Origin of the sequence: Pseudomonas sp. PA-1-3F (assembly GCF_021609665.1) — a bacterium.
In the GTDB taxonomy this organism is placed as follows: Bacteria; Pseudomonadota; Gammaproteobacteria; order Pseudomonadales; family Pseudomonadaceae; genus Aquipseudomonas; species Aquipseudomonas paracarnis.
Genome location: NZ_WJZD01000012.1, coordinates 68,498 through 81,726, shown reverse-complemented (window position 1 = coordinate 81,726; position 13,229 = coordinate 68,498). Strand labels below are relative to the sequence as shown.

Annotated in this window: 7 protein-coding genes; 4 read left to right on the top strand and 3 right to left on the bottom strand. The window is 55.2% G+C overall.

Annotated elements, in window-relative coordinates; genetic code table 11:
* Positions 1 to 88 precede the first annotated feature (88 nt).
* Positions 89 to 4,234 carry a BREX-1 system adenine-specific DNA-methyltransferase PglX gene (locus GIV26_RS10650; RefSeq protein ID WP_236280417.1) on the bottom strand — a complete coding sequence of 1,382 codons (4,146 nt, stop codon included), beginning with the start codon at positions 4,232 to 4,234 and terminating at the stop codon, positions 89 to 91.
* The gene (drmD, locus tag GIV26_RS10645; protein WP_236280412.1) at positions 4,231 to 7,356 is read right to left on the bottom strand and encodes a DISARM system SNF2-like helicase DrmD; all 3,126 of its coding nucleotides are present in this window, start codon (positions 7,354 to 7,356) and stop codon (positions 4,231 to 4,233) included. The genes GIV26_RS10650 and drmD overlap by 4 nt, the downstream gene beginning before the upstream one ends.
* Before the next feature lie 1,130 nt (positions 7,357 to 8,486).
* Here drmD and GIV26_RS10640 point away from each other — a divergent pair.
* The 4 genes from GIV26_RS10640 to GIV26_RS10625 all read left to right on the top strand — a co-directional run bounded on the left by GIV26_RS10640 (position 8,487) and on the right by GIV26_RS10625 (position 12,600).
* Positions 8,487 to 9,005 carry a cysteine hydrolase family protein gene (locus GIV26_RS10640; RefSeq protein WP_236280409.1) on the top strand — a complete coding sequence of 173 codons (519 nt, stop codon included), beginning with the start codon at positions 8,487 to 8,489 and terminating at the stop codon, positions 9,003 to 9,005.
* Positions 9,006 to 9,663: 658 nt separating this feature from the next.
* Complete coding sequence (locus GIV26_RS10635; protein ID WP_054896140.1) at positions 9,664 to 9,918, top strand: DUF6124 family protein; 255 nt, start codon at positions 9,664 to 9,666, stop codon at positions 9,916 to 9,918.
* A gap of 106 nt (positions 9,919 to 10,024) precedes the next feature.
* Positions 10,025 to 11,050, top strand: coding sequence for a hypothetical protein (locus GIV26_RS10630; protein WP_236280407.1), 1,026 nt, complete (start codon positions 10,025 to 10,027; stop codon positions 11,048 to 11,050).
* Between the two features lie 116 nt (positions 11,051 to 11,166).
* Positions 11,167 to 12,600, top strand: a complete 1,434-nt coding sequence (locus GIV26_RS10625) for an ArnT family glycosyltransferase (protein ID WP_057975511.1) — start codon at positions 11,167 to 11,169, stop codon at positions 12,598 to 12,600.
* A gap of 15 nt (positions 12,601 to 12,615) precedes the next feature.
* On the opposite strand, the gene GIV26_RS10620 is transcribed toward GIV26_RS10625, so the two are convergent.
* The gene (locus GIV26_RS10620) at positions 12,616 to 13,104 is read right to left on the bottom strand and encodes a TIGR00645 family protein (RefSeq protein ID WP_014719996.1); all 489 of its coding nucleotides are present in this window, start codon (positions 13,102 to 13,104) and stop codon (positions 12,616 to 12,618) included.
* Positions 13,105 to 13,229 lie beyond the last annotated feature (125 nt).

The following is a 13,229-nucleotide window of genomic DNA, read 5'->3' as shown; positions in this document are numbered from 1 at the left end:
TTCATCAAACAGGCCGCAAACCCATCTAAAAAATCGCCCTGGGGGTCGCCCTGTGGGTTCGAGCTGGGACGGTCAGCAGAGATCACGGTCATGCGTTCTCTCCAGCGAATAGATCACCCAAAATCACTGACGAAGCGTTGCCTTTGTCATTTTTCCTACGTTTCGCGCCACCTTGAGTTTTCGCGCTCGTTTGACCAATTCGAACAGCATCTTTTTCATAGCGCGCGTGATTTAGCTCCAGAAGTCGGTCAAGAACCTCAATGCGAGCGGCTTCAGATATTGTGTATCGAATACCTTGGCTGGTTTCATGGAATCCATGCTCCAATTCCAACTCACCCCACCCGTAAGCATTCAGAACAGCCTTATCTAACTCCAAAGCCAACTTGCGCAGCTCTAGAATTCCTGGCTCATCTTCATTTGGATTATGAATGCGGTTGTAAATCTTGGTTAAGCCTTCTTTAAGCCTCGCCATAACACCTTGCCTGACAGAATAGTAACGTTCACCAATGACAGACAAAGCTTCAAAATTCACCGGAACTGGAAATGTCTCAAAACAGTCAGACGGACTATATTGCGGGCGATTTTCAAGTTTGTTTCCGTATTGCAACGCCCATTTCCAGTGAAGCTCAGATTGAACGACGGCATAAAACCCCCAACTCTCACTAAGCAACACAACAGTCATATGGCTAAATACTATCCCTGGCTCATAGGCAACAAGAGAATGGTGTTTGCTTGTAAAGGGATGAACAAAGAAACGATTCAGTCCGGAAATGGCTTGATATAGTGCGGATTGTCTTTCGGCAAAACACCACCATTTATCACGGTAGGTTGCCCTTTTTAGTTTTGCGCGTTCCGGCCTAACCTTCTCTTCCACTATTGATAGTAAGTCCGGATAGTCAGCCGCCACTGGGCCAGGGTAGTTGTGGGGTACAACCCCTGTCTTCAGCCAGCTAATTCGCTCGACCTCCGATGCGGAATCCCAACTCCCATCTAAACTTCGATTTAGTGGCCAGTTTTGAAAGTTAATGACCCACCTACTTGGCGAGTGATCAACGCGGCTATTTATGTCATCACCATTAAGGTACGGAAAGAGGCAGTTGGCGTTGCTAGGAGCTTTATTAATCAGCGCCTCAGCTTGCTCTTGGGTCAAAATAAACCCCATTCCAATTACAACAGAGCCGACGTACGACTTACCTGCGTTTTCAGAAAGCTTAAGGGGTTTCCCTTGGGTATTTCCTGGCACTGTGAGGTACGGATTGATTCCTGAGACTGGTTCATTATTTAGAACATATTTTCCCTTCCAGCCACCCTTTCGGATCCATACGTGGGCAATTTCAAGAGCAGCAGCACCCGGCCACGGCTGGCTTGAGTTCGCCTTAGGGAATACATAACCTTTGGCTGCAAGTTGGTCCAATCCAACCTGACGTGTTCCACCCTGAGAAATAGTATTGGTTGCCAGTAAACCTGCCATCCCATTAACGTTCAGCAATTGTGCCGCGCGCAGAAAAAAATATGCACTCAAATCGGCATTGCCTTTTTTTCCTTCGGCGATAGTTTCAACTAGAAAGTTTCGATAGATCGTTCCAAGTGCGCCGGTTATTCGCCATCCACCTAGAAAGGGGGGGTTCCCCACAATGGCGTGAAAACCACCTCCTTGCTCAAAAACCTCAGGGAATGCTAACGGCCAATGCAACGGCCTTCTTGACTCTCTGCTTACTGGCAACTCAATAGAAAGCCCCTCCATTGATTCTTTTCGAAGCGTATCAATAGCACTTTTGTCACCTTCAACGAACTGATCAGCTTTGTCCGCGAGTTTAAGCATGACCTGTATGAGATTCCGTGCATTGCCGCTGTTGCGAAATACTTCACTTATCAACGCATCGGCAATTTGTTCTGGCAATTCTAGACGTACTTGAGCATGGCAATTTAGGTTTGCCATTCGCTCGACATCGTGAATGTCTCGAATCGAAGTTTTGCGTAATTGCTGACGTAGTTCAATTGCCTCTTGAACTGCTTTTCCGATACTCCTGCCAAAGAGGCCCTGCTGCCTTTTACCATCGGGAGTCATGCTGAGTTCGGTAAGCTGATCCAGCCGGTGAATGCCGAGCAAGCTGTCACCACAACGCAAGCTGTGGTCGAGAAAGCCGAATGGACGGCCTTTGGATAGCGTCACCAGCCAGATTGAGAGCTTGGCCAGTTCAACTGCCAACGGATTCAAATCTACCCCGTATAGACAACGCTCGGCGATGAGGCGGCGCGCAATCACTGTGCGAGCTTCGCTATCGCGGGGTAGAAGTTCCCTGGCATCTCCCGCGTCCATAACTTCACCATCCTCACTCACGGTTTTGCCCAAGGTTTCAACCTGTGACCATGACTCAACGAGGCGATCAGACAGCCAACGGCAGGCTTGCACCAGGAAGGCACCCGATCCCATGGCCGGATCACAAATCTTGAGGTCAAGCAGTTCAGCGGGGGGCTTGAGAGCCCACTGCTCGCGCTGCGCACCTTCCGCAGGACCAACATAGACCACCGGTGTGAGGGTCTCGGCGACGATCGCTTCAGTCAGCGACTTCGGGGTGTAGTGGGTACCGGTTTCACGCCGGTCAGAACCGGTGGTGACGATAAAGGCACCTTTTGCATACACCAATGGGTAACCCCATGGGTCGGTTCGCAACAGATTAGCGATGGGCAATAGTCGATCACGCAACGCCTCATCGCCATGACAAACCGTCAGCAGATGATTGGTCAGAGCGGCGTCCACAACACGTACCAAATCTTTTCGGATGGCACTTTCACTTCGCTTCAGCGCATCCGAACTAGCCAGATGGCGAGTGAACTCATCCTCGTCACGCCCTCGTAAAGCTTCCAGTTCACTCAAGGCATGAATAGTTTTTTTTGCGCCCTTGCCGCCGACCAGTTCTAATGTCACTACATCTGTGCGTTTAACCGTACGTTCGAGCAAGCCTTCATAGACGTAGCCGATCTGCTCTACATCGAGCGCACGGTAAGACAGGGTACGTCCTTGGTATTGCTGGATTGCCTCCAGCAATAGCAGCACGGTGCGATTGTCGATCGGCAAGGGCCGGGCATCGTCCGTGCGCCAGCTTGAACCCGCTGGACGGCCCTCGAGAAAGGGGAAGCGATCCGGATCGAACAGCGAGCCGCCCAGCGCCGGTAAACGCAGAGTCTCATGCTCAATGCCGCCATACACGGCGCGGAAGGTCGCCAGCAAACGCGCCCAAGCGTCATGCCGACGCTCCAGCACCTCGTCCGATTCTTTGCGTAGCTGCATGCGCAAGGTGGAGATGGCGTAGTTGGCCTCGTAAGCTTCATCGCCCATCAACAACAGCCCGCGCTCTTCGGCCGACAACAAGAAGACCAGACGCATCATGATGGTCAGGCCAGCTTCGTACAGCTGGGTAGGCGCCACATCCTGCAGCAACGTCCGGGCGCTATTCAGGTCTTCTTTGTCGAGCGACTGAATCAGCACTTCGACAGCGCGACGTACCTGCTCACCCAATGCATCGGTGACCTCTTCCTGGTGTTGCAGAGATTCATCGAAGAGTGCAGGTAGCTGCTCACTGGTCTCCACGAAAAAACGGCGAATACCTAACAGCGTGAGGAAGGCCTGCAGGGTTAATGGCTCTTGCCCCCACAAACGCGCATACCAACTGGCGTAGGTAACGACCGAGCCGACAGGCGCATCAATCATCAGCCAACGTTCGCCATTAGTAATCAAACCCAAACGACAGCCAGTAGTACGACAGAGTTGCACCATCCGCTCGGCAGGCGTGGCCACCCAACCTTGCTGGCTGATTGCTGCATCCAAGTCAGTATTCGCAGGGTAGGTTTGGATCAGCAGCAGTGCTTTCTGACCATTGACCAGCGCGTAATCCGGGCTTAGCGTGACGCCATGTTCTGGCAGCGCGACGTGCAAGGTCGCCGGTATAGCCTCGCCTCGCTTGAGCAACGCGCCCGAATCTTTCTCATCGTATTCAAGGCCGCGTGCCAGCACTTCGCGAATCCAGGCGCGGTGTAATTCTTCGAGTTGCGGGTCGTCATTGTCACGCGCCTCGCACCACTCATCATAGGCTTGACGCAGGTACTTGCGTACGCGGCCATCGACAGCCTCCAGACCTTGTGGAAAGGCTTTTTTTAATACAGGTACAGCGAGGAACGGGCCTGAAATCTCGATCAGTGACAGCCATTCGTCGTGGTTGTTGTCCTGGCTCATACACGGCCTCCCTGTGCGAACGATGCGGGAACAATAAAGATGACAGCGACGGGAAAGGTGCGATCCTGCGGCGCGGCACAGCGCGCTTCAATAGCGCTGATTTCTTGCTCTCGCTCAACTGGAATGCGTGCTAGGCGCGCCTCCAGCGCTGAGTTGTCACGACGCAGCTGGGTGCGCTCATCCTCACTGAACAGAGTCAATTGCTCGGGGTCCTCTGCCTTGCCTAGCTCCGCACCAATCGCTCGCTCTAACTCACTCAATACGGCGCTAATATCTTTCAACTCTGAGTTTTTTCTGGCTTCTAGAGTGTTACCCAGAGACTCAAGGCGGTTGCGCGAGCGTGCTTTAAGAGTTTGCTGAATAGACTCTTCGGCAGCGCCGAAACGTGCTCGCAGGGTGTCGAACGCAACGGCATCCAACCGGGACGGTTGTCCCTCATCTAGCAAAGCTTGCACCCGGGTAACGCCCTCCTCGCGCTTGAAACCTTGCTCACGAAGGTAGCCACCAGCCACCGTTAGCTCTTCATGCAGGCGATGGTGGTTACCACCAGTAATGACCAATCGCGACACAACGACTACGGCAGGTGTATCAAGGCGGTCGTCAGGTAGCACGCGAACGGTTACTCGATTGAGTTTTTTATTGTCCTCCTGAGCCCAGACCTCAGCACGTAACAAACGCAGACACATCTGCACCAACCGATGGTTGAGATGAACCAATACCAGATCATCGCGGCCCTTCGCGACTTCGTGATCGAAGGTCACGGGCCGAATCTTGCCGGTGAATGGGTGTTCTAGCCCCTCTCGGCAACGCTCCCAAGCGCCACCCAGCGGCGGTAACTCAAATATGGCACCTGACTCGAAGCCGGCCAATTGCAACGGTTGCAGCGCGGGTTTTTCAGCCAACGCCAGAGCGGTCTTGACCGCCATCAGGATGTGTTCTGGCGACAGGTGCAAGCCTTCCTTCGTCTCAATTAGGCGCTCATGCAGCTTGGCTACTCGAGAGTTAATTTCTTTATCCGTACGAACAAAGCGACGGGCCCGCTCAATCTTTGCCTCCGCCATGCGAGTGTCGAGGTCACGCAAAGAGCCCTCAATCAGCCCCGACATTTGTGGTGCAATGACCGGGTTAACACTGCCCATATCTGCACGCATTGCATCTAACTTACGCAGTGCACGCAGGATATCGTTTTTATGCCCACCAACAGATTCGCCACCTTCTTTGGCATCAACCGGGTGCCAAATAAGCACCTCTTTTGCCCGCTGACCGTGACGATCGATACGACCGTTGCGTTGCTCCATGACGTTGGGGTTGTAGGGGATTTCTAGATGGATGAGATAGTTACAGTGGTTCTGCAGGTCAATACCTTCGGAAGCCGCATCGGTCGCCAGCAAGATGCGCACTGGCGAAACATCCGGAGCTGCCTGGAAAGCTGCTTTGACGATCTCTCGGTCGTCGTGATCCATGCCACCGTGCAAAGTCATTAGCCGGTCGCCACCCAAATTATGGGTTGCCAGAACTCGCTGCAACCAATCTAGCGTCGTGCGGTACTCGGTGAAGAGAATTACGCGCTTACCGTTCCAGTCACCATTGGTTTTTAGATAGTTATCAATCCAGGCGAGAACGGCTTTAGCCTTCGAATCGGTCTGGTGCATCGCCTGCTGCGACCACTGACGTAGCTCGTCCAACAAAACACGTTCTACGTCATTTAAAGGCCGAGAATGACGGGTCGCCTCTTCGACTGCCTCTTGCTGCGCAGTCTCGACATCAGCGTCGTTGGCGTAATCCTCTTCAGCACGCTGAATGGCCTTGAGCAAGATGCGATCAGACAACCCGCCGCGATCCTTGCGAACTGCGCCGCTTTCTAATGTGGCGATATGTTTTGCCAAGGTTGAAGCGAATGCGGCCGGTGACGAGAACAGGCGCTTTTTCAGCAGCTGATTGATAAAGGACACGCCCGTCACACCACCTAGTTCAGCATCTGCAACTTCTCGACTGGCACAGAAAGCTTGCAGCTTGTGGTGGATTTCGCGCTCTTTTGCGGTGTAGTCGACGCCCAGGGCCTCAAGCTTGCGTGGGGCGTAGATCAGTTGCCCATCCTTGTCGGTGATTTCACTTTTCAGTCGGCGAATCATTACCTGAGCGAGCTGTTTCTCATCCGGCATGATGTTGCGGGAAAAACGCTGGTCATCAAGCAGTTCCAGCAGCGAGGTGAACGACTCGGTGTAACCGTTGTGCGGCGTTGCAGTCAGAAACAGATGATGCTGAAAGTGCGGCGCGATGGTGCGAATCAAGCGGGTTCGCTGACTCTCAAGCGCATACCGAGCGCCGGCAGCCGGCGCCACATTGTGAGCTTCATCCACAACCAATAGGTCGAACTTACGCGGATAATTAGCATATGCCGGCAAAATATCGCGAAATGCCCGCAACCCTTCGCCAGCTTTAGCCCAGTCCATTGAGGTGATCAGCCGCGGGAACGAGTTCCACGGATTGGCGTGAATACCACGCTCGCGACGCATCTCTTTGATGTAGGTGCTATCGACGATGCGAAACTCGAGCCCGAACTTCTCCGCCATTTCAAGGCGCCATTTCTCTTGTAGCGATGCAGGGCAAACGATCAGCACGGTGCGTGCTCGATGGCGAAGCAACATTTCCTGGATGACCAAGCCGGCCTCAATGGTCTTACCCAAACCAACATCGTCAGCGATCAGCAGATTCACGCGCGCCATATCGATGGCGCGTACAAGCGGATCAAGCTGAAAGTCTTCCAGCGTCACACCACTACGAAAGGGCGCCTGCAGAAAGCCACGATCAGCATTAGTGGCTGCACCCCAGCGCACGGCATCAAGGAAGGCCTCAAGCGTGTCGGAGTCGTCCTGTCCGGTGATCGCCGGCAAACCAGCGCGCTCAATGACGTGCGCCCCCGGCTCGATCTCCCAAATCACCTGAAGCTCTTCACCCAAGGCATCTTCGTCGATCGAAGCCAGCGTGACAGCATGCTGCTGCACGCTGCCTAGCTTGGAAGCATCCACTTCGGCAACCACCCATTGGCGACGTCTAACTTCGACGAGCTGGCCGGGCTCAGGAATATTGCGGTAGCTGATGTCTTCCGCTGTTGCAGTCATTCTTAACTCCTTAACACCGTAAGCATCCACCTGATGGTTACGGATGAGCGAAAAGCCTATGTCCGGCGCATCGTAACTGCGCAAAGCACAAATTCACGTAGGTACAGGTGAGGAATTCAAGGGCTGGAGCTACAGCGTTCGTGCTCACAACAAACGCTGTAAATTGATCATCCCTGGGATACCACGGCGTGCCATGAAGCAATGGTCGTCACCTTATCCACTGCCAGGGCATGGGTAAAGCTATGCCCTGTGCTTTTTGCCACCATGGCAAGTGAGTGGGCACATTCGCCGGAGATCTATGTCAGTACTACGTCACTAAACGAGTACGTTCAGGTCCGAATGGACCTGAGTCCATGCCCGACTTGAACGCACCTTTTGGGTTTTCACCAAGCAGGGGGTTGGTGTTGTCGATCAGTTCCATATGAAGGAATCCCTCTATGCGAGTTGAGGGAATTATCATGGATTACTAGCCGGCAAATTGCCACGCAGGTGGAATTACAGCAGAGCTCGACTGCATGAAACAATGACGGCATCAGCCACGAGCTTGAATGGTGACACGCACAACCATAGTGGGGGGACAGAAATATAACCCATCATAAAACCCAGAAAAACAAGGTAAAAACTCAAGAGTAACGTCGCCCACAAGCCGAGCGAACGTAAGGTTTAAATGGCGAGAACAGGATGGAATACAGACGCACCACTGGCGCGTAAAGGGATAGCTGCTTTGATCGCCCCCCTCGGATCAGGTGGAATCTCATAGGCCTGCCTGATCACACTTCAGAGCCTTGCAAATGGACTTTGTATACCAAAGAGTAATCCAATAAAAAACTAAACCGAATTAAATCTATAAAAAACAAAAGTTTATGCATTTATCTCAGATTACCCCGGCTTAACGAAAAGAGACATCCATGGACGTCTTTTTTGTACCTGGCATTCCATCAACCACAATGCTAGTGTCGCCCCATGACTACCTATCGCCTCACCTCGACAACCACCACCACGACCGCATCAAGCGGAGCGTGCGAGGTGTCGTGAGCCAGTAACAAACGAACACTTCAAAGGCCCGCCAGCGATGGACAGGGCCTTTTTTATGCCTTGTGTCGCTGGTCCACACGCAAGGAGATGCACCCATGTACGCCCTGTTGATACTGGATATCCAAGTCGGACTCATCCACGGTCCGGAAAAAATCTGGCGCTGCGACGAGCTGTTGAAAACCCTGAATACCCTTATGGACAAGGCCCGCAGCGCAGGCGTGCCGATTTTTCTCGCGCGTCACATCGGCCCCGCTGGCTCGCCAATCGAATCGGGCAGCCCGCTTACGCTGGTTGCCGAGGAACTGAAGTTGCAGGGAGGGGAAGTGGTGTTCGAAAAGCATCGGCCTAACGCTTTTGCAATGACTGACCTGGCGGACAATCTGCGCTCCAGCGGCGCCACCGGCGTGGTGGTCACCGGAATGAAAACGCAATACTGCGTCGACAGCACCTGCCGTGCCGCGCGTGATCTTGGCTTCGATGCGGTACTTATCGCCGACGGTCATACCTGTTCTGACACGCCATTGATGAAAGCCGAGGCCATCGTGGCTCATCACAATGCCACGCTCAACGGGCCGTTCTGCCAGTTAGTTCAGGCTGAGGACTGGAGCTTTTAGCAGAGGTTTCCGGCTGGAAAGAATGCTGGCGCTGGCGACCTGAATCCCGGAGGACAGAAAGTCGCCAGGCAGCGCTTCGGAATTTTCCCGCAACATGCCGCGCTGTTGGTGAACTGGTCAAACTCACCTGTCGCGAATAACCTGCGACTGTTGCCGCAATCGCAGCGCCAGACTCGACGATAGCCCATCTCGTCCTTGACACTCGGGCAGCGACTGAACAAAACCCTCTACCAGCTCAGTACAGCGCGCAGGCAATTGTTAGAACCTGCCCAGCAGTCCTGAGCTTTTTTTCGCCTGGCAAAAACACACCAGTAATAATCATGAATCCAGGCTTGAACCCCGCAGGGCCGAGCTTCGGAATTTTCCCGCGAGTTGCCGCGCTGTTGGTGAACTGGCGCAGCCCCCTTCACAACGCTAACTTCTTTGCGTCGCTGATGATCAGCGTCCGGCTTTGACAGGCCGAAAAGTGTAACCTTTCACACCCCGTGATAAGGCGGCATGCTTACGCATTCCGCTCCGTTCATGGCGGCTGTGCGTGGGGCATCTTCGGGTGCGCCGGGTTCCTACACTTCCGGTCTGTCAACCCGCGTACAGCTGCCACCCAATCCTGTTTGACAGCAGGGGGAGGCAGCTCCTTAAACAGTGTAGGAGCTTCATCGTGAAAAAGATCACCCCCAATCCCCCAACCACCCTCTTCACCCTCGCCGAAAACATCCACCCCGAAACCCTGCTAATCCAAGCCAGCGAAACCCTCGCCTCCCTCAACGCCATGACCACCGACCTGGCTTTCGAACTTGAAGGCGCGCACCGCCACAAGTTGCTGGCCGCCCAACAATTGATCGTTCTGGGTGAGCTACTGGTAGAACGAGTCTTGAACACCCAACCATTCACCAGCCAGACGCCACAGCCCTAAAACACGCAAACGGGCGAGCTGCCTCACCGCATCTCGCCCGCTGGCATCCCCTCACACTTCCCATTACCCTGACGGCCTTTATCAGACAACCGGAAGTCAGATACCCGTGCTCAAGCCCTTCGCCGTCATCGCCCTCGCCGTCATCCCTTCACTCGCCACCGCTGCCGAGTTGGCCGGGGTTTGGCAAGGTACTTTGGGCAAGTCCGCTATCACCGTCTGTTTCAACGGCGCCGACGGGGAGCATGGCAGTTATTACTACCAGCGCATCCGTACGCCGATTCAGCTGACCCAGGCCAACGACAACGCGCCTTGGGTGGAGGAAGGCAACACCGGTTTCTGGGCCCTGCAAAAACCTCAGGGCGATACCCTTTCTGGTGCTTGGAGCAAAACCGATGGCGGTGCGCCGCTGCCACTGGCCCTGCGCCGCATTGGCACGGACGGCTGCGGCAGCGATGCCTATAACGCGCCCATGGAAGCTGCGCCGCTGCCGATCAAGACTGAGAAGAAGACTTTCCACAACCATCCCTACCAGCTCAAGACCCAAGGCCCCCGCGTCACGCTCAAGCTGGAGGGCGATGGCCCGGGGGTGCAGAAGATCAATCAGCAACTCGCCGCCCTGGCCGTCAATGACGAAGATCTAACCGACTATTTTTATGAACGGCGTGAATACCTGGGTCGAAACGGCTCGGTCTATACCAGTGAGATCGAGGTTGAGCCTGCCTATTGGTCATCGCAATTTCTCACCGTGCGGTTCTACCGCTGGGCCGCAGGCCAAGGCGCCATGGGCATCAGTTGGGGCCTGCACTCCTGGAACCTGCAAACCGGCGAGAGTGTGGACCCATGGACCTGGCTCGGCGGCCATCAGCAATGGCATGACGCCTACTCCGGCCATTTGAAGCTGCCGGCCGCCTTCAGCACTTGGCTGGCCAAGCAAACCACCACCGACGAGGGCTGCCCCGCGATTACCGATTACTCCAATTTTCACCTGAGCTTCAACACCCAGGGCCTGCAACTCTCGACACCGGCCAATGGTGACGGTTGCGACAACGACTTGGCCTTCACCTGGGAGCAATTGGAGCCGGTGCTGACCGCACAAGGCAAAGCGGCAGTGCCCAGCTTGAAACTGCCTTGATCCGCCGGAGAAAAACCCCACGGCCGTTCACCAAAGGTTAAGAATCGCACTCGTATACTCCCTGACTACCCATGACCGGTCGCCCGATCGGTCTCATGCCTCGGTAGCCAGACTCCATGACGCGCCCCGCTCCCCTGCTGCTCTTGCTTGCTGCTCTGTTGTTCTTCTTCGCCCTCGGCAACCACGAGCTGCAAGGCTCTACCGAAGCCCGGGTGTCCGGGATCGCCATGGCGATGCACCTGGACAATGACTGGGTGGTGCCGCGCCTGTTTCGTGAACCCTTCCTGGAAAAACCACCCCTGAGCCTGTGGCTGGACGCGGGTGCGATTCGCCTGTTTGGCGCCAGCACCGGGGCGGTGCGCCTGGCGTCGGCGTTTGCCGGGTTGTTCAGTGTGATGCTGTTGTACGGGATGTTGCGTCGGTTCGGGCGGCCGCAGACGCTGGCGTTCAGCGCTGCGCTGATCCTGGCGACCATGGCCAGTTATTGGGGCAATGTGCGGGGGGTGGGTGAGGATTCGTTGCTCAGCCTCGGTGTCACCGCGGCCCTGCTGGGGTTTTACCAGGCGGTACGGCCCGATCGTGAAGGTTCAAGTACTTGGGCCTGGGCGTTGTTTACCGCCGGGATGGTCATCGCTACGTTGAGCAAGGGTGTGTTGGGCCTGGCGATGCCGGGCATTGTGATTTTCGTGTACCTGTTCAGCACCAGCCTGATGGATAAACGCCTGCGGCTGGGCGATTGGCTCAAGCCGGCGCTGTTCACGCTGTTGGCGTTGGTGCCGCTGCTGATCTGGCTGGGGTTTCTGTTTCAGCGCGGTGGGATGCAGGCGGTGGGTGAGGTGTTATGGACCAATAGCGTCGGGCGCTTCAGTGGTTCGTTCGTCGAGGCCGGGCATTACGAACCTTTCTACTATTACCTCGCGAAACTGCCCGAGGCCTTCCTGCCCTGGAACATCCTGGTGTACTTGGGCCTGTGGCACTTCCGCAAAAGCCTGGTACGCAACCGCTACCGCCTGTTTTTCAGTGTGTGGCTGGTGGCGCAGTTCACCCTGCTGACCCTGGCTTCCAGTAAACGCACCGTGTATTTGATGGCGCTGACGCCAGCCGCGGCTGTACTGGCTGCCGAATATGCGCGGGTGCTGCTGGAGTGGGCCAAAGACCATAAGCCGGGGCTGTACCGCTATCACCGGCAGATCATCGGCGGGGTTTTCAGCCTGGCCATCGCCTGCTACCTGAGCGCGGCGTTCTGGTTTGCACCCAAAGCCGATGTGCGCCATTCATTCGTGCCGGTGATCAGCCAGATCCAGACCCTGCAAGACGAAGGCAGGACGGTGGCCATGTACCAACCCAACGAGCGCATCGACGGCGCCAGCGTGTTCTACCTGCAGGCCTACTTGCCGATCCTGAACACCGAAGCCGAACTGCGCGCCTTCCTCAGCGCCAAGCCCGGCAACGTTGCGCTGACGGACCACACTGACCGGCTAAAAGAGCCGGTTACGGTGATCAAGCAAATGGCAGTCAACCGCCAGCCTTATTACTTCGTGGAGCAGTAAGGCCAGCGCGGGGTATCAATGCTTGGTGAGTTTGTCCAGGTAGCCCATGGCGAACGCCGAGACCACGAAGGTCATGTGGATGATCACGTACCACATCAGGTGCTGTGGATCGACGTTCTTGGCGTCCATGAAGATGCGCAGCAGGTGGATGGAGGAAATCGCCACGATGGAGGCCGCAACTTTCATCTTCAGCGACGACGAGTCCATGGTACCCAGCCAGTTGAGCTTTTCCTTGTTTTCGTCGATATCCAGCTGCGACACGAAGTTCTCGTAACCGGAAATCATCACCATCACCAGCAAGCCGCCCACCAGGGCCATGTCGATCAACGACAGCAGCAGCAGGATCACTTCGGCTTCCAACATGGTGAAGATGTTGGGAATCACGTGAATGATTTCCTGGAAGAATTTCAACGCCAGGACCAGCAGGCCCAAGGACAGCCCCAGGTAGATCGGCGCCAGCAGCCAACGCGAGGCGTACATTGTATTTTCGATAAAGCGTTCCATTGAATCTCACACAGCTTGGCTAAAAATGGCGCCGAGTATACCAGCCGCTACCCGGCCCCTGTCACCGCGAGAAAACTGACCCAAGTGGCATCTGTAAGAGAATTTTTCTGCTAGTGTCGAGGCCA

What these genes read in the sequence shown, in the direction of transcription:
- GIV26_RS10625 (WP_057975511.1), top strand. Translation starts at nt 11,167, where the DNA reads ATGACGCGCCCCGCTCCCCTGCTGCTCTTGCTTGCTGCTCTGTTGTTC.
- drmD (WP_236280412.1), bottom strand. Translation starts at nt 7,356, where the DNA reads ATGACTGCAACAGCGGAAGACATCAGCTACCGCAATATTCCTGAGCCC.
- GIV26_RS10640 (WP_236280409.1), top strand. Translation starts at nt 8,487, where the DNA reads ATGTACGCCCTGTTGATACTGGATATCCAAGTCGGACTCATCCACGGT.
- GIV26_RS10620 (WP_014719996.1), bottom strand. Translation starts at nt 13,104, where the DNA reads ATGGAACGCTTTATCGAAAATACAATGTACGCCTCGCGTTGGCTGCTG.
- GIV26_RS10650 (WP_236280417.1), bottom strand. Translation starts at nt 4,234, where the DNA reads ATGAGCCAGGACAACAACCACGACGAATGGCTGTCACTGATCGAGATT.